21 protein-coding genes and 1 tRNA gene are annotated in these 19,421 nt (G+C 35.2%); 17 read left to right on the top strand and 5 right to left on the bottom strand.

From position 1 onward, the window contains the following. Window positions 1-4 precede the first annotated feature (4 nt). Window positions 5-577 (bottom strand): hypothetical protein, encoded by a 573-nt coding sequence (locus AC07UM_RS09615; protein WP_494682241.1) that lies wholly within the window; start codon window positions 575-577, stop codon window positions 5-7. A 52-nt stretch (window positions 578-629) separates the two neighbouring features. Beyond that, on the bottom strand, window positions 630-1,223 hold the full coding sequence (locus tag AC07UM_RS09610; RefSeq protein WP_494682240.1) for a hypothetical protein: 594 nt from the start codon (window positions 1,221-1,223) through the stop codon (window positions 630-632). 859 nt (window positions 1,224-2,082) lie between these two features. Between AC07UM_RS09610 and AC07UM_RS09605 the strand changes: the two genes are divergently transcribed. The 6 genes from AC07UM_RS09605 to AC07UM_RS09580 all read left to right on the top strand — a co-directional run bounded on the left by AC07UM_RS09605 (window position 2,083) and on the right by AC07UM_RS09580 (window position 5,902). Then, window positions 2,083-2,235 carry a CCPGW family putative bacteriocin gene (locus AC07UM_RS09605; protein ID WP_494682239.1) on the top strand — a complete coding sequence of 51 codons (153 nt, stop codon included), beginning with the start codon at window positions 2,083-2,085 and terminating at the stop codon, window positions 2,233-2,235. Window positions 2,236-2,375: 140 nt separating this feature from the next. Further along, window positions 2,376-3,023, top strand: a complete 648-nt coding sequence (locus tag AC07UM_RS09600; protein WP_494682238.1) for an O-methyltransferase — start codon at window positions 2,376-2,378, stop codon at window positions 3,021-3,023. 86 nt (window positions 3,024-3,109) lie between these two features. Then, window positions 3,110-3,826, top strand: coding sequence for a C40 family peptidase (locus tag AC07UM_RS09595; protein WP_124536534.1), 717 nt, complete (start codon window positions 3,110-3,112; stop codon window positions 3,824-3,826). Window positions 3,827-3,848: 22 nt separating this feature from the next. Next, a complete protein-coding gene (locus AC07UM_RS09590) occupies window positions 3,849-4,316 on the top strand; it encodes a DUF1648 domain-containing protein (RefSeq protein WP_494682237.1) in 468 nt (155 codons plus the stop codon). Next, complete coding sequence (locus AC07UM_RS09585; protein ID WP_494682236.1) at window positions 4,313-4,657, top strand: cupin domain-containing protein; 345 nt, start codon at window positions 4,313-4,315, stop codon at window positions 4,655-4,657. Before AC07UM_RS09590 ends, AC07UM_RS09585 begins: the two co-directional genes overlap by 4 nt. Before the next feature lie 6 nt (window positions 4,658-4,663). Next, window positions 4,664-5,902 carry a 3-deoxy-D-manno-octulosonic acid transferase gene (locus tag AC07UM_RS09580; RefSeq protein WP_494682235.1) on the top strand — a complete coding sequence of 413 codons (1,239 nt, stop codon included), beginning with the start codon at window positions 4,664-4,666 and terminating at the stop codon, window positions 5,900-5,902. Here the strand turns inward: AC07UM_RS09580 and AC07UM_RS09575 are convergent. From AC07UM_RS09575 to AC07UM_RS09565, 3 genes are read right to left on the bottom strand one after another with little or no spacing between them, the layout of a single operon-like run. Continuing rightward, a complete protein-coding gene (locus AC07UM_RS09575) occupies window positions 5,894-6,520 on the bottom strand; it encodes a deoxyuridine 5'-triphosphate nucleotidohydrolase (protein WP_494682234.1) in 627 nt (208 codons plus the stop codon). The genes AC07UM_RS09580 and AC07UM_RS09575 overlap by 9 nt on opposite strands. Continuing rightward, complete coding sequence (locus AC07UM_RS09570; RefSeq protein WP_494682233.1) at window positions 6,520-7,275, bottom strand: glycosyltransferase family 2 protein; 756 nt, start codon at window positions 7,273-7,275, stop codon at window positions 6,520-6,522. The genes AC07UM_RS09575 and AC07UM_RS09570 overlap by 1 nt, the downstream gene beginning before the upstream one ends. 22 nt (window positions 7,276-7,297) lie before the next feature. Beyond that, the gene (locus tag AC07UM_RS09565; RefSeq protein WP_494682232.1) at window positions 7,298-8,329 is read right to left on the bottom strand and encodes an acyltransferase family protein; all 1,032 of its coding nucleotides are present in this window, start codon (window positions 8,327-8,329) and stop codon (window positions 7,298-7,300) included. Between the two features lie 145 nt (window positions 8,330-8,474). Between AC07UM_RS09565 and AC07UM_RS09560 the strand changes: the two genes are divergently transcribed. From AC07UM_RS09560 to AC07UM_RS09510, 11 genes are all read left to right on the top strand, one after another. Next, window positions 8,475-8,948 carry a lipocalin family protein gene (locus AC07UM_RS09560; protein ID WP_494682231.1) on the top strand — a complete coding sequence of 158 codons (474 nt, stop codon included), beginning with the start codon at window positions 8,475-8,477 and terminating at the stop codon, window positions 8,946-8,948. A 182-nt stretch (window positions 8,949-9,130) separates the two neighbouring features. Next, a complete protein-coding gene (locus AC07UM_RS09555; protein WP_494682230.1) occupies window positions 9,131-12,169 on the top strand; it encodes a leucine--tRNA ligase in 3,039 nt (1,012 codons plus the stop codon). 240 nt (window positions 12,170-12,409) lie between these two features. Next, the gene (locus tag AC07UM_RS09550) at window positions 12,410-13,273 is read left to right on the top strand and encodes a MotA/TolQ/ExbB proton channel family protein (RefSeq protein ID WP_236852811.1); all 864 of its coding nucleotides are present in this window, start codon (window positions 12,410-12,412) and stop codon (window positions 13,271-13,273) included. A 61-nt stretch (window positions 13,274-13,334) separates the two neighbouring features. Further along, window positions 13,335-13,943, top strand: a complete 609-nt coding sequence (locus AC07UM_RS09545; RefSeq protein WP_184557793.1) for an ExbD/TolR family protein — start codon at window positions 13,335-13,337, stop codon at window positions 13,941-13,943. An 11-nt stretch (window positions 13,944-13,954) separates the two neighbouring features. Further along, window positions 13,955-14,521: an ExbD/TolR family protein gene (locus AC07UM_RS09540; RefSeq protein WP_494682229.1), complete on the top strand. Its 567-nt coding sequence runs from the start codon at window positions 13,955-13,957 to the stop codon at window positions 14,519-14,521. A gap of 29 nt (window positions 14,522-14,550) precedes the next feature. Beyond that, on the top strand, window positions 14,551-15,390 hold the full coding sequence (locus AC07UM_RS09535) for an energy transducer TonB (protein WP_494682228.1): 840 nt from the start codon (window positions 14,551-14,553) through the stop codon (window positions 15,388-15,390). Between the two features lie 76 nt (window positions 15,391-15,466). Further along, window positions 15,467-15,664 carry a DUF308 domain-containing protein gene (locus tag AC07UM_RS09530; protein ID WP_494682227.1) on the top strand — a complete coding sequence of 66 codons (198 nt, stop codon included), beginning with the start codon at window positions 15,467-15,469 and terminating at the stop codon, window positions 15,662-15,664. Further along, window positions 15,654-16,526 carry a PstS family phosphate ABC transporter substrate-binding protein gene (locus AC07UM_RS09525; protein WP_494682226.1) on the top strand — a complete coding sequence of 291 codons (873 nt, stop codon included), beginning with the start codon at window positions 15,654-15,656 and terminating at the stop codon, window positions 16,524-16,526. The genes AC07UM_RS09530 and AC07UM_RS09525 overlap by 11 nt, the downstream gene beginning before the upstream one ends. Window positions 16,527-16,615: 89 nt before the next feature. Then, window positions 16,616-18,268, top strand: a complete 1,653-nt coding sequence (locus AC07UM_RS09520) for a tetratricopeptide repeat protein (protein ID WP_494682225.1) — start codon at window positions 16,616-16,618, stop codon at window positions 18,266-18,268. Between the two features lie 82 nt (window positions 18,269-18,350). Next, on the top strand, window positions 18,351-19,070 hold the full coding sequence (bshB1, locus tag AC07UM_RS09515; RefSeq protein WP_494682224.1) for a bacillithiol biosynthesis deacetylase BshB1: 720 nt from the start codon (window positions 18,351-18,353) through the stop codon (window positions 19,068-19,070). Window positions 19,071-19,105: 35 nt separating this feature from the next. Beyond that, a tRNA-His gene (locus AC07UM_RS09510) sits at window positions 19,106-19,181 on the top strand. The last annotated feature ends 240 nt before the right edge of the window (window positions 19,182-19,421 follow it).

Here is a 19,421-nt window from a genome sequence, read left to right as displayed (position 1 = left end):
CGCTTTAAAGTTTAAATTCATCAATAAGAATTAAATTTTCATTCGTCTTTCCCTGTCTGAAATCTGCAATAGTAGGATAGTCGTACAGATAAAGTTTTGTAGTAACGCTGGTGGCTTTTGGATTCTCTTTCATGACATGCGAAGCAATCTGCCGGATAATGATGTCCAGATATTGATAATACTTGCTGTCGTACTTGTTTTTATCAGAAATTTTATCAAGAAACATATTAAAGACTGTCGTGTATCTCACTCTGCTTTCCTTACTTTTAAAATAAGGCATCGTTTTTTGTTCCAGAATATTCCCACTGTTATCTTTCAGTTCAAAACTCATGACAAAATCACTGGCAACATTGGGTGCATAAAAGCCATAGCCTGTATCAAAACCGGTATAAGATGCAAACATATTGACGGGCTTTGACTGGGCAATGTTTTCTGAAATTTTGTACGCTAAGGGTTTTTCATAATTTTTGTTTTCATAATAAAAACCAAAGTAGCCATCAAACGTTCCCTTCAAACCGATCGTAAAGACCAGTAATAAAACAATAAAAATCCCGGATAACTGAAGCTTTCTTTTCATGGCAAAAGATTTAAGAAAAGGCTGTCTTCAGAATGAAAACAGCCTTTTGCTGTTATTTGTAATTAACCAATACATTATTCAGTTTTACATTGATTCTGGGATCAATAGCTGTATTGGCTTTAATAGATTTTATGATCACATTGGTAAGGTTCTTTCTACCCATAGTTGGCGGGCATATCGTATATTCTTCAGCACCTCTTATCGTTAATTTACTTAAGGAGGCAATGTCTTTCTGGCTCAACAATGCAGCGTTGGTAGCAACTTGATTGTTTTGAATAGCGTAATAATCTGTTCCCAATTCTTTAGCTCCGTATTTTTTTAGGATACCATCTACTTTAGCTCTTAGATCACCATATTTTTTCCAGTCAATATTGGCTTTTATCAAGCATCCGCGGATGATGTACTGTCTGTTGATTTTGTATACAATAAAATTAGTACCCAAACCATTCTGATGAAGTTTTTGCAGGCTTAATAAATTTTTCATGTCTTCATCAGAGATTTTTTTGACATCTTTAATGATGTAATTGTTGTCTACGATGTAATTACCTTTTTCTTTATAAAAAGACATCTCCTGAGGTTTTAGCTGGGAAAATATAATAACAAGTCCCACTATTGCTCCAATTAAAAATAAAGTCTTTGTTTTCATGTGGTTGTTTTTAAAAATATCCCTACTCTGTTTTAGGATTTTCGGGTTCCTCCTTTTTGTGAGTATTTCATGGTTGGAAAACTTAGATCAAATGTAGAATTATGTGAGTGCTTTAGAATAAGTGTTTATCCTGTTTTTATGCAGGGATTTTAACCTTTAAAATTAAATATGAAGATGGGATGAGGTAATAACCTACAAATAACAGCCTATCTAAAGATCATTAAAACTGCTTTGTAGATGCGTAAAATGTAAAATTTGATAAAAATTTATCGGACGAACTTGATAAAGTTCTTTTGAATGGATGTTGGTAAAAGATTGATCCCTGCGTGGGATAGATTGTTAATCTGACAATCAGGTAGACTCCCTGATGTGACCTGAGTAGAACTAACTCTTCATTTAAAAAAAATAAATCCCGAAGGTGGCCGGGATTTACTTTTTAATCAAATTAATTCTTCTTTTTTCAAGAGAGAAATAATTCGTTGCAAAAATGAAGTGGATATTTCTGTCTTAGTTTTTGCTGCAGAAGAATCTGTTCTACCTTTCGGTACAACTTTTTTGCGATTCTCATGGTTAGTTTGTGTCTCTCCTGCAACCATCTTGTTTTCTCTTAGTGTTTTTACCCGTTATTCGTATTGCAAACTTATCATTAATACCACAAAAATAAAATCCGTGTTTTCCCGGTATTTTATATGGGTATTTCCCTGAAAAAGTGAAAATTATTTTGTGGATAAATAAATTGTACGGTATATAATCATTTGGTTTATAATAAAATGTGTATATTTAAATCTCTGTAAAAGGAAATAATATAGAGTAATCCGAAAATCTTAAGAGTAGGAATTAATACTAAACTAAAACAATTATGAAAAATTTAAAAAGACTTTCAAGAGGAGAAATGAAAACTGTACAGGGAGCTGATTTATGGTGTAATCCACAAATAATTTGTCAAAAAACCTCAGACTGCTGTCCAGGATGGGTTTGTGCTTCTAAAGGAGAGTATTGTGTAGCCTATTAGAGATATCATCTACGTTGAAATATATGCAGTAAAAAAGAGGGATTCATTTCTCTCTTTTTTTGTATCTTATGTTCTGGTAGAAACGGAAAATTTTAAAAAAGAAGTTTTAAAATCCTTAAATTTGTTTAAATTAAAGTTGTATGAGTTTTTTTGAAGAAAAGAATCCTGAAATGGACAGATATTTAGAAGCACACGCTTCTTCGGAATCCGAAATTCTGAAAAAACTGAGAAGAGAAACGTATCAAAAAACAACACAGCCGCATATGATTTCGGGATACCAGCAGGGAAGACTGCTAACGATGATTTCCCAAATGATGCAGCCGAAAAATATCCTGGAGATAGGAACATTTACAGGATATGCCACATTATGCCTGGCTTCAGGGCTGGCAAGAGACGGAAAAATTACAACGTTGGATGTGAATGAAGATCTTGCCTATCTGCCGAAAAAATATTTCGAGGCAAGCGAATATGCGGATCAGATTGATTTCAAACTTCAGGATGCTAAAGAGTTTTTAAAAGAAACAGATGAGTTTTTTGACCTGATTTTTGTAGATGCAGATAAAGAAAACTATGCTGAATATTTTAGACTGATCAAACCCCATACGAAGTCAGGAACTGTAGTTCTTTTTGATAATGTTCTGTGGTACGGAAAAGTACTGGAAGAAAATCCAAAGTTGAAATCTACCCAGTCTATCCAGGAATTAAATGATTTAGCGGCAAAAGACGAAGATTTTGAAAATCTTATTTTACCTTTGCGAGATGGAGTCAACTTTCTTCGCAGAAAGTAATTAAAATATCCAAAGATTAAACATTTAAAGAGTGTAGAGATTGTATTTTTAATCTTTAAATTATTCAATCTTAAAATTGAGAGTTAATGAATAAAGGAATTTGTATTGTTACAGTAGCGCCGGTTCGTGCAGAAAATTCTGACAGAGCTGAAATTGTTACGGAAATATTGTTCGGAGAAAGTGCAGATATTTTGGAAGTAGATAAAAACTGGACCAAAATCAAGATGCATTACGATGGCTATGAAGGATGGATGGATACCAAACAATTAAAACCCGTAACAGATGAAGATCTGGCCAGAAGGAAAGTTACTGTCGTTACTGAAGATTTTTCTTCCGTACTGATGAACGATGGGAAAACGTTACTGTCTATGGGATCAGAAGTGGAATTTCCAGTGGTGGCTTCCAGAAGAAGTCATGATGTACGGGAAAGTATCGCCTTGGCTGCAAAAGAATTCCTTAATGTACCTTATCTGTGGGGAGGCAAAAGCTTTTTTGCAGTAGACTGCTCAGGTTTTACCCAATTGGTCTATAAAATTCACAATATTAAAATTCCCAGAGATGCTTCTCAACAGGCTGAGGTGGGAGAACCTCTTACTTTTATAGAAGAGACACAGCCCGGAGATCTTGCTTTCTTTGAAAATGCAGATGGGAAAATAATTCACGTAGGAATTATGCTGGAGAATCAAAAAATCATCCATGCTTCCGGAAAAGTGAGAATTGACACCTTGGATTCTACAGGGATTTTCAATAAAGAAATGAATAAGCATACTCATAAATTGAGAGTGCTTAAAAGCGTAATTTAATTTTCAACAAATCTGATCTGAAATGGAAAATATTCTCTTTACAATTTTTGATATTTTTAATTTTGGATGGGTCGTTTTTCTGTGGTGGTTTACCATCAGGAATTATAATACTTTGCCGAAGAGAATTCCTGTTCATATGGATTTGGACGGAAAACCGGACAGGTTCGGAGGAAAAATCTATGCTTTTTTAATGCCATTATTGGCTGCAGTACTGTATGTTGTTTTTACCTTTGCTACAAGACATCCTGAGGGTACGAATTTTCCGGTAGAAATTACAGACCAGAACAGACACGCCCAGTTTTTAATCATGAAGATCTTTATGAGGGTTCTATTTGCATTCCTTATGCTGATCTTTATAAACAATCAGGATTATATGATCAGACGCGCTTCCGATGAAAATGCTAAACCGAAAATTTCGATTGCTACTACCATTTTAAGCGTTATTGCATTTTTACCTGTAATGTTGGTCATTATCAATCTATTTAAATGATACATTCCAAAGACAATTCAGAGCATTATATTTGGGGAGATAATTGTGACAGCTGGATTTTGAAAAATACCCAAAACTTATCTGTAAAGCAGGAAAAGATGCCTGCGGGAACTTCAGAAAAATTGCACTTTCATCAGGCAGCAGAACAGTTTTTTTATATTCTGAAAGGAGAAGCCGTCTTGTATATCAATGAAGAGAAATTTTGGGTTAAACAGGGTGAATCTATTTCCCTTGCACCAGGGTCAAGGCATTTTATATCCAATGAATCCACCGAAGAAATTGAGTTTTTAGTCATATCCAATCCACCTACAGATCAGGATAGAATTGAAATTAAAGAATAATTAAAAATGGCTTTCCTATACAATATATTTATCAGCCTCCTTACTTTCGGAATGAAAGCTTTCGCGTTGATTAATGATAAAACTAAAAAAGGCGTTGAAGGAAGGAAGCAGTCTTTAAATAAAGTAAAATCTGTATTTTCAAAAACAGATAAAGTAATCTGGATGCATGCAGCCAGTTTAGGAGAGTATGAGCAGGGATTACCCGTTTTGGAAAAGCTTAAAGAGAATTTTCCCCAGTACAAAGTCCTGGTGACCTTTTTTTCTCCATCCGGGTATGAAAACGTCGTAAAAAAGCGACATATTGCAGACGTGATCTGTTATCTGCCTTTTGATAAAAAAAGCAGTGTAAAAGAATTTGTATCACAATTTAATACCGAACTATTTTTTACGGTTAAATATGATTACTGGTATAATCTGCTTTCAGCACTGAAAAATAAAGGAACAAAGATCTATGTTATTTCTGCGTTGTTCTATGAAAGACAATCCTTCTTTACCTCTTATGGAAAATGGTTTGTAAAACAGCTTCAGAAAAATGTGGATTGGTTTTTTCATCAGACCCAGTTCTCATTGGCTTTGGCAAAAAGTGTAGGGTTGGTGAAGTCTTCCGTAACGGGAGATACAAGATTTGATAGAGTAAAACAACTTCGCGAGCGGGATAATCATGTAGACTTTATTACAAGTTTCAAAGGAGAGAATAAAACCGTTATTTTTGGAAGTTCATGGCAGGCAGAGGAGAAAATAGCTGAGATAGTTTCGCGTAAAAACAATACGGTGAAACTCATTATGGCACCACATGATCTGAAAAGAGTAGAGCACTTAAAAAATACCTTTCCAAATGCTTTATTATACAGCGAAATAAAAAATGTCCAGCCATCAGTTGCTAACTCTCAAATTCTGATCATAGACAGTATCGGGTTATTGTCAAAACTATATTCCTATGCAGATGTAGCCGTTGTGGGAGGAGGGTTTCATGAGGGAGGCCTTCATAATATTCTGGAAGCAGCAACCTTTCGTGTTCCTGTGATCTTTGGAAATCATTACAGAAAGAACCCGGAAGCTGATGATCTTATCTCCGCGAATGGCGGGAAATCTTTTCCAGACGAATATACAGCCTCAGAATTCGTTTTATTTCTCTTGAATGAAGAGAATAGAGAAGAACTTGCAGAAATGTCTCAAAATGCCGGGAAATTCGTAGATGAAAAACCTAATTCTACCCAGATGATTCTTCAGAAAATTTTATCTTAAGAACCCTTGGTTTTTAATTTCTTTCATAATCTGATCTATATTTTCAGGAATTTTTTCGCATTCAAACCAATTGAAGTCGAGACCATTATTAATACAGAGTTTTTGAAGATAATGGTTGTCTGAGATTTTATTCTGAGTATCACGCAGGTATTCATCAATTTCTATCCAGTAATCCTCATCCAGTTTTCTAATAAGAGTTAAAGATTTGAATACTTTATTGATAATGTAAATATAAAGTTTGTAAACATTGTCAAATCTTTGTCTGCTGAGATCACTGTTATTATCCAAAATTTTATTGATAAGAAGAAGGTTCAGTGAAACTTCTCCAAATTTATCAGTAGTAATTTTGATGTGTTCAGTGATTTCTGCACTGATCTTTCGGATGATGGTCAGGAAGTAAGGGGCGTTTCCGGTGTATTTTGATGCTAAAAGAACCTTTTCCTCTATAATTTCTTCCATGGCATTTCTCTTATCATCGGTGGTTTCCGGATCGATAAGCTCGAAATACAGTTTTTTAGACAATAATTTATCCTTTCTCAGGAGTCTGAAAATAAGTTTGTCTTTATCGGAACCGGAAAAAGCGCTCAGAGCGGCTTTGAACTCTTTTGAATACTCCATTAATTGAAAATTTTAGAATACTTCATAAATCCATTCAGCGCCCAATTAGCCGTATAGTATAATGATTTTACAGTTGAAAATCCCATGAAGTCTTTATAAACAAGATATTGATCTTTGATGATGTTTTTTTTATTTCTGGAAACACTGTTTTCGCGCATTCTGTATTTTGCCAGTGTTTTATTAATAGGCATCCCTTCCGGAATTACTTTTAAAAGATTAAGCCACATCACGTGGTCTTCACGCTTACTTTTTACTGGGAACAGAAACTTTCCAACTCTTTTTGTGTCATACATTGTGGAAACCGGAGCCAGACGGCAGGTCTTTAGCAGATTAGAAAAAGTAACCACCTTATCAGCCAGAAAATCTTTTAGGATAGGCTGGAGCTGCTCATTACATCTGGAATAATTGCAGTAGACAAGTTCTGCGTGATGGTCTTGCATATAATCCGTCATTGTTTCCAGATATTCAGGATACCAATAATCATCAGAATCCAGAAAAGCGATATATCTTCCCTGAGCTCTTTCCAGGCTATTGTTTCTTGCATTTCCGGCACCGCCATTTTTCTCCAGTACCTGCAGTTTTATTCTGGGGTCATTATATTTTTTAATGATTTCGACAGTATTGTCTTTGGAAAGGTCATCAGTGATCAGCCACTCCCAGTTTTCGTAGGTTTGGTTAAGAACAGACTGTATGGTTTCCTCGATGAATTCCGCTGAATTATAACAAGGAGTGATGATGGAGATGAGATCTTTCATTTATGTTTTGTAATCTGCAAAATTATAAAAATCTTTTTTCATAAAGATGCCAGGAGCTTACCCCTACCGCAATAACCACCAACATACATACCAAAGCCATTACAAATGGATTGTAATCTTCGAACAATCCTAAAGTCTGAAAAGTTCTGATAATAGGAAAGTGGAAAATGTAGATTCCGTATGTGAAATCACCATATTTCCCAAAATTATTTAAAAATTTGAATGAATAGGCAATATACATTACAATAACACCGATCATCATTGGAGAAAAAAGCTGAATTTTTAAATACAAATCAATCCACACAGTGGCGAGAGCAATGATGAAAATTATATTTTTATGTTTGATGAATTTATCAAAATTAAAGTAAATCAGCATTCCAGGGATAAAATAAGATAATGTTCCAGGAAGCTGTTTGGCGAGTGAAATTTTATTTAAAGATTCAAAATAATTGAGATAAATAAGTGATAAAAAGTATAGAATAGCCAAACTTATATTTCTGTATTTATTATTCTTTCCGAAAAGCAAAAACAACAAAGGAACAGAGAAATAGTAACACATTTCTATTTTGAGCGTCCATAGTGCACCATTCACTGCTTGGTTTCCAAAAACTCCGGGAAGCCAGGGTGCTTTAAAATTTAAAAATAATGAATTCCAAAAAAGGTATTTGTAAACTTGTGTATTACTGAAATATTCGGTGAAAGAATACGTACTTACCAAACTTAATAAAATCGCACATAAAAAAATAACCAATAAGTAAGCGGGAACAATTCTCTTGATTCTCTTTTTTAAATAACTTTTCAGGCTTGAAGACCTGTCGTAGCTCCTTGCAATAAGAAATCCGCTCACAGCAAAGAAACCGAAAACGGCAATTTCAATAGGGCTGTGTTCAAAAATCTTGAGATCAGGAGATGCGCTGAGTGTACCAAGATGTCCCAGAAAGACAATAAAGGCGAGGAGAACACGTATAAAGTCAAAATTGTTTTTCGTTATATCCTGCATTTGTATTTTGTTTCCTGCAAAAATAACTTTTTTAATAAAATGAATGGTGCTCATGTATTCATTATTTGTTAAATAAAGGGAAAATGAGGTCCGGGTGTTTTAAAATATATATAAATAAACGTCGATAAAATAATTTTTCATAAAAAATAGTAATATAAATCAAAAAAATTATAATTTTAGCGCTTGAAAAAATTGATCTATGAAGAAATTAGCATTACTATTTGCAGGTTTGTCATTATTTGCCGCTACAGGATGTAGTAGTAATAATGATACTGTTCTGGAAGCACCTCTAGTTGGGACATGGCAGCCATTGAAAGAAGTAGTTACTACTGTAGAGGTTGGTGAAGACCCGGTTTCTAACACGATTACTTATACTGATTGTCAGAAACAAACAAGATGGTGGTTCAGCGTTGACTCCAAAGGAGCGAAAACAAACTGGGGAGATACTGCTACACCTGGTCAGTGCGCTATTCTTTCGGATATAAAATTCAACTATACCTACAATAAGGAAGGGAAAGACGTTCAAATGAAAATTCAAGGGATAGTAGAGCCGGTAAACGCAAAAATTATTACTTTGGATAATACAACGCTTAATCTTGCTGTAAGAGAGGAAACTCAGGACCCTACTATATTCCAGACAAGAACTTATACGTTCAAAAGAGTTAGCCAATAATAGTATACTTCACGATATAAAAATAGATCTCATCTCCGGATGGGATTTTTTTGTTGAGCCTAGAATTGCAATTCATCATAAATTAAATTTCTATTTACTTTAAAATCATTATTTTTGTGAATCTTGTTAAAAAGAGAAAATAATTCAAAATTTTAAAGTCTAACATATAACATCTATATAAAGTGTTTTACGATCATCAGCAGATAGAAAAAAAGTGGCAGAAATACTGGGAGGAAAATCAAACCTATAAAACCTCTAATAACACAGATAAACCAAAGTTTTATGTACTCGATATGTTTCCGTATCCATCAGGGGCAGGACTTCACGTAGGTCACCCGCTCGGATATATTGCATCGGATATCTATGCGAGATATAAGAGACACCAGGGGTTTAATGTACTTCACCCGGTAGGATATGACAGCTTTGGACTCCCTGCTGAGCAGTATGCGATCCAGACAGGACAGCATCCGGCAATCACTACAGAAGAAAATATTAACAGGTACGAAGAGCAGTTAAAAAAAATCGGATTTTCATTCGATTGGAGCAGAGAAGTAAGAACTTCAGACGCTTCCTATTATAAATGGACACAATGGATTTTTATCCAGTTGTACCACTCTTGGTATAATAAAGATACTGATAAGGCAGAATCTATAGATTCGCTTATCAAACATTTTGAAGAAAAGGGAACAGAAGGATTAAATGCCAATCAGAACGATGAATTAAATTTTACCGCTGAAGAATGGAAAGATGCTTCTGATATTGATAAAGAAGACATCTTATTGAACTATCGTCTTTCTTACAGAGCTGAAACAACTGTGAACTGGTGTCCTGCACTAGGAACAGTATTGGCCAATGATGAGGTGAAGGATGGTAAATCTGAAAGAGGAGGATTCCCGGTTTTCCAGAAAAAAATGATGCAGTGGAGTATGAGAATCTCTGCTTACTCCGAAAGACTATTACAAGGATTGAATACTTTAGACTGGCCACAGCCTTTGAAAGATTCTCAGGAATACTGGATCGGAAAATCTCAGGGTGCACAAGTTCAGTTCCAGGTAGAAGGTCATGATGAGGTTGTTGAGGTATTTACAACGAGACCTGATACCATCTTTGGGGCTACCTTTATGGTGTTAGCTCCTGAAAATCCTTTAGTAGAAACGATTACTACAGATGCTCAAAAAGTAGAAGTAGATACTTATATTGAAGAAACTTCCAAAAAAACGGAAAGAGACAGAATGTCTGACGTGAAAAACGTGAGTGGGGCTTTCACCGGAAGTTATGCTGTCAATCCGTTCAGCAATGAGAAAATGCCAATCTATATTTCAGACTACGTATTGATGGGATATGGAACAGGAGCTGTAATGGCTGTTCCTGCACATGATGAGCGTGACCACAGGTTTGCAAAGAAATTTAATCTGGAAATTAAAAAGGTTGTAGAAACTGAAGAAGATGTTCAGGAAAAATCTTTTGATTCCAAAGATTCCGTTTGTGTAAACTCTGATTTCTTAAACGGACTGCATTATAATGAAGCGAAAACAAAAATGATTTCAGAGATCGAAACGAAAGGAATCGGTCATGGAACAACCAACTATAGACAACGTGATGCTATTTTCTCAAGACAGCGTTACTGGGGAGAACCTGTTCCTATATATTATAAGGATGGGATGCCTTACACGCTGCCGACTTCTGCTTTACCGCTGGAGCTTCCTGAAGTTGAAAAATATTTACCGACAGAAGATGGAGATCCGCCACTAGGAAATGCAAAAGAATTTGCATGGGATGAAGCGAATCAGAAAGTGGTAGCTACAGACCTTATTGACGATAAAACAATTTTCCCTTTAGAATTATCTACAATGCCGGGTTGGGCTGGAAGCTCATGGTATTTCCTTAGATATATGGATCCGCAAAATGATGGAGAGTTCTGTGCTAAAGATCTTTCAGACTATTGGGGACAGGTAGACTTATATATAGGAGGAAGCGAACATGCAACAGGTCACTTATTGTATTCCCGTTTCTGGAACATGTTCCTAAAAGATAGAGGATACATCAATCATGATGAACCATTCCAGAAATTGATCAACCAGGGGATGATTTTAGGGATGAGTGCATTTGTATATAGAAACTTTTTAACTGTTACAGTTTTTGATTCTAACAAACAGAAATATGATTCAGACGAGTTTAAGCAATATTATCAGGAAGTTATAAATGGAACTCCAATTTTTATTTCTAAAAAGCATATTGATAAGTTTAAAATCGACGAAGGTTACGATTTAGAAAATGATTTAGAAATCGTTAATCAGGTTAAAAATATAAAGACTGTAATTGCAGATAAATTTAGGCTGAAATATCCAGATATTGAAGAAATACAAGTTGACTTCGAGTCTTTAAAGTGGTTTTTAATGCCTGTTCACGTTGACGTATCTTTATTAAAAGGAACTTCTGACGAATTGGATACTGAAGCCTTCAAAGCATGGAGACCTGATTATGCGGATGCTGAATTTATCCTGGAAGATGGGAAATACATCACAGACCGTGAAGTAGAGAAAATGTCCAAGTCAAAATACAATGTTGTCAATCCTGATGTTATCTGCGAAGAATATGGAGCAGACGGTTTAAGATTGTATGAAATGTTCTTAGGTCCTTTAGAACAATCCAAGCCTTGGAATACGCAGGGGTTAAGTGGAGTATATGGTTTCCTTAAGAAATTCTGGAACTTATATTTCAATGGAGAAACCTTTGAAGTTTCAGACGAAGAACCTACAAAAGCAGAATACAAAGTGTTGCATACCTTAATAAAGAAGGTAGTATATGATATTGAAAACTTCTCTTTCAATACCTCTGTTTCATCATTTATGATTGCAGTAAATGAGCTTCAGAAAATAAAATGCAACAAGCGCAATATTTTAGAGCCGTTAGCCGTTATCATTTCTCCTTATGCTCCTCATATCTGTGAAGAACTATGGAGTTTATTAGGACACGATACATCTATTGAATTTGAAAAGTTCCCTATATTGAATGAAGATTATCTGGTTGAGGATGAAATTGAGTATCCGGTAAGCGTAAATGGCAAAATGAAGTTCAAAATTTCGCTTTCAGCTCAATTATCTGCCAAAGAAGTGGAAGATTTGGTGATTTCAAATGAGAAAATGCAAGATATTTTGGAAGGTAAAACCCCTAAAAAAATCATTGTGGTTCATCACCGTATTGTGAATATCGTAATTTAAAAAAAAATTAACATTGGGAAAATCAAAAAAATGGGTGTCTTATTTTTTTGATTTTTTAACTCAAATGTTAAATTTGAGGAAAATAAATAAAATAATTTAAAATAATTATTATATCGAAATCGTATTAAAATTTCTTTATCAAAAAAAAGCAAAATGTTTAATTAAGACTCTTGCATTTTAATTAATTTTGCCTTTAATTTACACCCTGTAAAATTTTAAAACAATATAATTTAGTTAAATATGGAAATGAATGTTTCAAAAAATGATGAGCAAGTAGTTGCTAGAAAAGCAGGAGGTTTAAATCCAGCTATTATTATTCCTATTTTATTCGTTATAGGAGTTTGTATTTACTTATTTGTTCTGGGGAGCCCAGGGAACTTTAAAGATGCAGATAAACTTGGAAGTGGTTCTGTAGCTTTTTCAAGTGTTGAAGGAAAAGACATTCATCCAGAATCGTTTTTAGGTATTATCTACAAAGGAGGGGTTATTGTACCAATCTTGATTACTTTCATGATTACAGTAATTGTTTTCTCTTTTGAAAGATATTTCGTTCTTGGTCAGGCAGCTGGAAAAGGAAACTTAGACAACTTCGTTGTACAAGTAAGAAGCTTACTAAACCAAAACAAAATTGACGAAGCTATCGAAGAGTGCGACAGACAACAAGGTTCTGTAGGTAACGTAGTAAAAGAAGGTCTTACTACTTACAAAGCGCTTTCTCACGATAATACATTAAATAAAGAGCAGAAAATGGTAGCGCTTAACAAAGCTATCGAAGAAGCTACAACTCTTGAGATGCCAATGCTTGAGAAAAATATGATGATCCTTTCTACTCTAGGTACAGTTGCAACATTAATTGCACTACTTGGAACAGTAATCGGGATGATCAAGGCGTTCTTTGCATTAGGTTCAGGAGGTGGTACTCCAGATGCTGCTGCTCTATCTACAGGTATCTCTGAAGCCTTGATCAACACGGCATTAGGTATTGGTACTTCAGCAATCGCTATTATCCTTTATAACTTCTTTACATCTAAAATTGATGGATTAACTTACAAGATCGACGAGATCTCTATGAGTATCCAACAATCTTTTGCTGAATTCAACTAAGAATTAGCAAGGTATTTGCATTAGCAATTAAAAGAAGTTTAATCAAAAATATTTTATAATAATGGCGAGAGTCAAACCAAAAAGACATGGAGTAGTGACGGACATGACCGCAATGTGTGACGTTGCGTTCCTACTTCTTACGTTCTTTATCTTGACCACTCAGTTTAAAAAACCTGACGTGGAGCAGATCAAACCGCCATCTTCAATTTCGGAAAAATTACTTCCTGATGCTAGTTTAATGACTATCAATGCTACTCCGGACGGAAAATTCTATTTCCAACCAGTAGAAAATGCATCAGAAAGAATTGCTCTTTTGGATAAAATGGGACAGAAGTATGGTATTACTTTTGACAACAACCAAAAAGCGGCTTTCCAGAAAGTTCAGGCAATTGGAGTTCCAATGAACCAGCTTAAAGGTTATTTGGATTTGCCTGCAGATGAGCAGAAAAATTATAAGAGTCCTTCAGGAATTCCTATGGACAGTACAAATAAGCAGTTAATTGACTGGGTAAAAGAAAGTTTAAGCGTTAACCCTGACTACAAGTTAGCCATTAAAGGTGACGTTACGACTCAGTACCCTAAAGTTAAAAGTCTATTTGAGGGTTTAAGAGATATTGATTTTCTTAAATTTTGGTTGATTACATCACAAGAAGGTAAACCTAACGAATAATATCGATAGAAATGGCAGAAGTACAAGTACAAGAAAAAGGCGGCAAGGGCGGCAAGGTCCGTTCCAAGAAGCAAAACACCAGAGTCGATATGACTCCGATGGTGGACTTGGGTTTTCTATTGATTACCTTCTTTATGTTCACAACTACATTCAGTAAACCGAATGTTATGGATTTGGGTCTTCCGGCTAAACCGAAAGATGATAAACAAAAACCACCTCCAACAGAAATTAAACTTTCTAACTCAATTTCTATCTTATTAGGAAAAAACAATAGAGTTTTTTGGCACCAGCAGGATGCTACTTCCTTGAATGACCAAACTCTTATGGAAACTACTCTTGACAGAGAAGGAATTAGAAAAGTAATTCAGCAGGCAAAATCTAGAGCTGCAGATCAAACGAAATTTACGGTGATCATTAAGCCAACTGACGATGCTATATATAAGAACTTTGTTGATATTCTTGACGAAATGGCAATTACCAAAAGTGAGCAGTACGGTGTTACTGATATCAAACCTTGGGAAAAAGCTATTTATGAGAAAAAAGTAGGAGGTGCTGCTGCACCGGCTGCTACAAAGTAATTTAACCATAAAATTGTTATATCTAATCTATGGCAGATGAAAATGTATACGGTCAGAATCTTACTTTAGATGAGATTGTATTTGAAAATAGAAACAAGGAATATGGTGCCTATGATCTTAGACATCAGTATCCGAGACTTTTAACAAAGTCTTTTATCATCGGAACAGCATTATTCCTTTTGGCAGCTTTGTCTCCGTTCATCTATCTTACGATTAAAAATCTTACAGCTCCGCCTAAGCAAGAAGTAAAGGCAGATCTAGTAGATATTATCGAAGAAGATCCGATTATCGAGCAGCCTAAAGAAGAAGAACCACCTCCACCACCTCCTCCAAAAGAAGAAGAGAAAATCGAGGTGATTCAGAACGTAGTTCCTGAGCCTGTAAAAGCTCCGAAAATTGAAACTCCACCACCACCGATTTCAAAGCAGTTGGAAACTACTACTGGTTTGAATAATCAGGAGGGGGTAAAAGCTCCGGCTTATACACCACCGCCACCACCACCATCTACAGGTACTAAAGCTAGTACTGTAGAAGTGAAAGCGAATAACCCTAACGAGATCTATAAAGATGTTGACCAGTCTGCAGAATATCCTGGAGGTATGGGGGCATTAAGAAAGTTCTTAGGAGATAACTTCGATACTTCTTTAATGGAAGGAGGTGAAGGTACACTTAAAGCTAAGCTTAAGTTCGTTGTAGAAAAAGATGGAACTGTTTCTGCGGTTACTATTGAAGAGAAATCTCCAAATGGCGACTTCAACAGTGAAGCTGTTCGTGTAGTTAAGAAACTTAAAAAGTGGACTCCAGCTAAAAGAAATGGAGAAAGCGTTAGATCTTACTATAGCGTACCATTTACTATGAACTTTGAATAAGATTTAATTTATTCAAAATATAAATAAAAAGAGAAGCATATGCTTCTCTTTTTATTTTTTTTGGTATTTTTGTTACATGATGTTCAATTGGTTATCCCTGGTTACGGGATTGTTTTATATCGTTTTAGGAATTGTAGTGATTATCTATAAATTCTTCTTTACTATTTTAGAACCTGCTATTGCCTACGCACTGGGAGTGGTATTGGTTATTTATGGTATTTTCAGGATTTACAGGGCGATCTCAAGAATTAAAAAATCGAGAAATGAAGAATAGTTTCAAGCTTGCCGTAATTTTTGTTTTAAGCATGATGCTTGCAGGCTGCAAAAAGGAGAAAAACGCTCCTTCATATCACAAAGGTGATCTTACAATTTTTACTGACGAATCCTTTCAAAGCGTCACAGAAGCATTAGCCGGCGGCTATATGATTAATTATCCTGAAACCCATATCAAAGTAGAAACTAAAAAAGAAGATTTAGGACTTCTTGATCTTCTTAAAGGTAATGCTAAAGTGATCGTGATGTCCAGAAATCTTAATCCTGATGAAATAAAAACATACGAAGAAAGAACAGATTTGAAGTTCCTTCCTGCTAAATTTGCTGCGGATGCGGTCGTTTTTGTTGTTCCTAAAGATTCTCCGAAAGAAAGTATTTCAATGGAGGAAATTGAGAATGGATTGATGTCTGATAAAAAAGAATTTATCTTTGACGGAACCAACTCAAGTAATCTGAATTTTGTTGCTGAAAAATTTAAAAAGCAACCAAAAGATCTGCAATTTTCCATTATTCCGGGAAATCAGAAGATCATAGAGGAGCTGGGGAAATATCCCAATAAAATAGGGGTTGTAGGCCTTAATACTTTTAGCCGTCCTTATGATAAAACTTCAGAAAAATTAAGAGAAATGGTAAAAGTTCTTCCTGTAGTAGAAAAAGGAAAATCATATAATGCCGATTTTGAAGGACTTCGTTCAATGAAATATCCATTTACAAGAGTACTTTATTTCCTTATTAATGAAGGTAACTTTAATATAGCCAACGGGTTTATAAGATTTTCATGTACTCACTTAGGGCAAAAAATTGTTCAGAAAGAGGGATTACAGCCGTATAACATCTATAAAAGAGAGGTACAGATGCGATAAAATTATTAAATTCACAATTTATTCCTATTAAAAAAATGTTTTGGTCTGAAAATTGTGTAGAATATAACTCAATTATTAGAAAATATAAAATGAAAGATATAATGAATATGAATGTAAAGAAGATTGCTTTTGGAGCAGCCGTAGTATTTTTTACCGGTTTTGCCTCTGCACAAACACTGCAGGATGGTATTAACAGTATAGACAGTGATAAATTTGCACAGGCAAAAACAAACTTCACTGAAATGATCGCTAAAGAGCCTACAGCTGAAAACTACTTCTATTTAGGAAATACTTTCTTAAGACAAGGAGAGCCAGACTATGCTAAAGCAACTGAAAGTTTCAACAAAGGATTAGCTGCTGATGCAAAAAGCTATCTAAACAAAATCGGTTTAGCTGCTGTTAAATTAGGTAAAGGTGATAAAAGCGCTGTAGCTGAAATTCAGAAAGTAGTAACTGATTCCAGAGAAAAAGATGCTGAAGTTCTGTTCAGAGCAGCAGAAGCTTTAACTTTATTTGAAAAGAACAGTTCACCCGATCTTGCTATCCAGTTCTTAACTAAAGCAATTGAAAAAGCTGAGAAAAAAGGTGTTCCTGCACATTATTATTATACATTAGGAGATGCTTACAGACTAAAAAGAATGCCGGGAGAGGCTATGTCTGCTTATGATAAAGCATTACCTACTGCTAAAAATAAAGCTTCCGTTTATACAAGAATGGCAACTTTATGGATGGCAGCACAACAATGGCAGCAAGCTAAGCAAAACATTGATAAAGCTATTGGTGTAGATGCAACGTATGCTCCTGCATATAAAGCATTAGCGGGTTATGATATCAGATACCAACAGAATGCAAAAGCAACTCAAGACCTTATCAACTATACAAAATACGCTGATGAAGATCCGTATACTCAATTAGAAATTGCAAAATTATACTTCACAAATGAAGACTATGCAAACTCTAAAACTGTTTTAGATAAGATCTTTGATAAAATCGAAGACCCTATTAAGTTCAAATTAAGAGCTTACCAGGCATATGCAGATAAAAACTATGCAGATGCTAAGCAAAATATGGATACGTTTGCTTCTCAAGCTGAAAAAACAAGAATACAGCCTGCTGACCAAGGTCTACAGGGGCTTATTGCTGCAGGTTTAGCAAAAGATGAGAAAGATGCTGCTAAAAAGACAGCTTTGATGACAGAATCTCAGCAGAAAGTTGCTATTGCAAAAGCTGCGAAAGATGAAACAATGAAATGGGATCTTGAACTTGCGAATATCGCAGGTGGTGGAGGTGCTTCTCAGGCAGATGTTGATAAAGGACCTACTAACCCAGCTATTGAAGCATTGAAAAAGCAGGTTGCCGCTAACGCTCAGGATTCTGACGCTTTATTTAAGTTAGCTACAGCTTATCAGGATGTTAAAAACTGGAATGGAGCCATCCTTACATGGCAAAAAATGTCCGCTCTTCTTCCTGATTGGGCTCCGGCTTATTACAGCCAGGGATATTCTTACCAACAGGCAGGAAACAATGATGCTGCAAAATTGGCTTATGAAAAATTCATCAGTACAGTAAAACCTGCTGACCAGGAAGCAAACAAGCAAACTCTTGCTTATGCTTATTTCGCAGTAGCTTATATGAACAAAGATTCTGATGCTGCAAAAGCGAAAGATTATGTAGCTAAATCTTTACAGTTAGATCCTACTTACCAGGACGCTGTAAAATTAAACGCAGAGATCAATAAGTAATTTAAAATTTAAATTATAGATATTAAAACTTCCCATCCATTATGTTTGGGAAGTTTTTATTTTAAATCCTATCTTTGAATGTATGAAAATTGATATACTTGCTTTTGGTGCACATCCTGATGATGTAGAGCTGGGATGTGGCGGAACTATTGCTAAAATGGTTGCTGAGGGGAAAAAATGTGTTGTTGTAGATCTTACAAGAGGAGAACTCGGAACAAGAGGTACAGATGAAACAAGAAAAGCTGAAGCTTCAGATGCTGCTAAAATTTTAGGACTGTCTGCAAGAGAAAATCTTGGAATGAAAGATGGCTTTCTTGTCAATTCCGAAGAGTATCAAATGAGGATCGTAAAAATGATCCGCAAATACAGGCCGGAAATCGTCTTAGCGAATGCAATTGACGATAGACATCCGGACCATGCAAAAGGCGCGAAATTAGTGTCGGATGCGTGCTTTTTATCCGGATTGAGAAAAATTGAGACTTCTGATGAAGGAGAAGCTCAGGAAGTATGGAGACCAAAGCATGTTTTTCATTATATTCAATGGAAAGATATCAAGCCGGAGTTTGTAATTGATATCTCGGAATATCTTAACACAAAATTGGAAGCTTGTATGGCTTATAAAACTCAGTTTTATGACCCGGCTTCTAAGGAACCAGAGACTCCGATTACCACAAAAGACTTTTATGAGAGTTTGACATACCGAGCACAGGATTTAGGCCGATTATCGGGAGTTACTTACGCTGAGGGATTTACGTCTGAAAAGTTAATTTCTTTGAAAAATTTTGATGGAATTGTTTGGTAGTTGAGGAAAATGTCCTATATTTGCACTCACAAAACGGTGATTGTAGCTCAGTTGGTTAGAGCGTCGGATTGTGGTTCCGAAGGTCGGGGGTTCGAGACCCCTCATTCACCCAAAGAAAGTACACTTTTTAAAAGTGTACTTTTTTATTTTGTACCAATCTCAGTAACAGCTGGGGATTTCTTTTTATACTTTTTTCTCATTTTTTTTTCACATATCATGTTTATAATGTCAGGTCAACGCATAAAAATGATATTCTTTAATCCTTTAAAATAAATTTATGGATTCATTCCTGAAACTTTTATATTTGTTTACCCAGAATCATGAGAATAATTTTTATTAAATTATTTTAAA

The sequence above is a fragment of the Chryseobacterium sp. GW821-FHT04C04 genome (genome assembly GCF_059420365.1).
Note: the sequence above shows the minus strand (reverse complement) of the source record. Positions and strands in the feature narration are given on the sequence as shown.

Excerpts from the sequence above, each read along its gene's own strand:
- AC07UM_RS09615 (WP_494682241.1), bottom strand. The coding sequence starts at position 577 with ATGAAAAGAAAGCTTCAGTTATCCGGGATTTTTATTGTTTTATTACTG.
- AC07UM_RS09610 (WP_494682240.1), bottom strand. The coding sequence starts at position 1,223 with ATGAAAACAAAGACTTTATTTTTAATTGGAGCAATAGTGGGACTTGTT.
- AC07UM_RS09605 (WP_494682239.1), top strand. The coding sequence starts at position 2,083 with ATGAAAAATTTAAAAAGACTTTCAAGAGGAGAAATGAAAACTGTACAG.
- AC07UM_RS09600 (WP_494682238.1), top strand. The coding sequence starts at position 2,376 with ATGAGTTTTTTTGAAGAAAAGAATCCTGAAATGGACAGATATTTAGAA.
- AC07UM_RS09595 (WP_124536534.1), top strand. The coding sequence starts at position 3,110 with ATGAATAAAGGAATTTGTATTGTTACAGTAGCGCCGGTTCGTGCAGAA.
- AC07UM_RS09590 (WP_494682237.1), top strand. The coding sequence starts at position 3,849 with ATGGAAAATATTCTCTTTACAATTTTTGATATTTTTAATTTTGGATGG.
- AC07UM_RS09585 (WP_494682236.1), top strand. The coding sequence starts at position 4,313 with ATGATACATTCCAAAGACAATTCAGAGCATTATATTTGGGGAGATAAT.
- AC07UM_RS09580 (WP_494682235.1), top strand. The coding sequence starts at position 4,664 with ATGGCTTTCCTATACAATATATTTATCAGCCTCCTTACTTTCGGAATG.
- AC07UM_RS09575 (WP_494682234.1), bottom strand. The coding sequence starts at position 6,520 with ATGGAGTATTCAAAAGAGTTCAAAGCCGCTCTGAGCGCTTTTTCCGGT.
- AC07UM_RS09570 (WP_494682233.1), bottom strand. The coding sequence starts at position 7,275 with ATGAAAGATCTCATCTCCATCATCACTCCTTGTTATAATTCAGCGGAA.
- AC07UM_RS09565 (WP_494682232.1), bottom strand. The coding sequence starts at position 8,329 with ATGAGCACCATTCATTTTATTAAAAAAGTTATTTTTGCAGGAAACAAA.
- AC07UM_RS09560 (WP_494682231.1), top strand. The coding sequence starts at position 8,475 with ATGAAGAAATTAGCATTACTATTTGCAGGTTTGTCATTATTTGCCGCT.
- AC07UM_RS09550 (WP_236852811.1), top strand. The coding sequence starts at position 12,410 with ATGGAAATGAATGTTTCAAAAAATGATGAGCAAGTAGTTGCTAGAAAA.
- AC07UM_RS09545 (WP_184557793.1), top strand. The coding sequence starts at position 13,335 with ATGGCGAGAGTCAAACCAAAAAGACATGGAGTAGTGACGGACATGACC.
- AC07UM_RS09540 (WP_494682229.1), top strand. The coding sequence starts at position 13,955 with ATGGCAGAAGTACAAGTACAAGAAAAAGGCGGCAAGGGCGGCAAGGTC.
- AC07UM_RS09535 (WP_494682228.1), top strand. The coding sequence starts at position 14,551 with ATGGCAGATGAAAATGTATACGGTCAGAATCTTACTTTAGATGAGATT.
- AC07UM_RS09530 (WP_494682227.1), top strand. The coding sequence starts at position 15,467 with ATGATGTTCAATTGGTTATCCCTGGTTACGGGATTGTTTTATATCGTT.
- AC07UM_RS09525 (WP_494682226.1), top strand. The coding sequence starts at position 15,654 with ATGAAGAATAGTTTCAAGCTTGCCGTAATTTTTGTTTTAAGCATGATG.
- AC07UM_RS09520 (WP_494682225.1), top strand. The coding sequence starts at position 16,616 with ATGAAAGATATAATGAATATGAATGTAAAGAAGATTGCTTTTGGAGCA.
- bshB1 (WP_494682224.1), top strand. The coding sequence starts at position 18,351 with ATGAAAATTGATATACTTGCTTTTGGTGCACATCCTGATGATGTAGAG.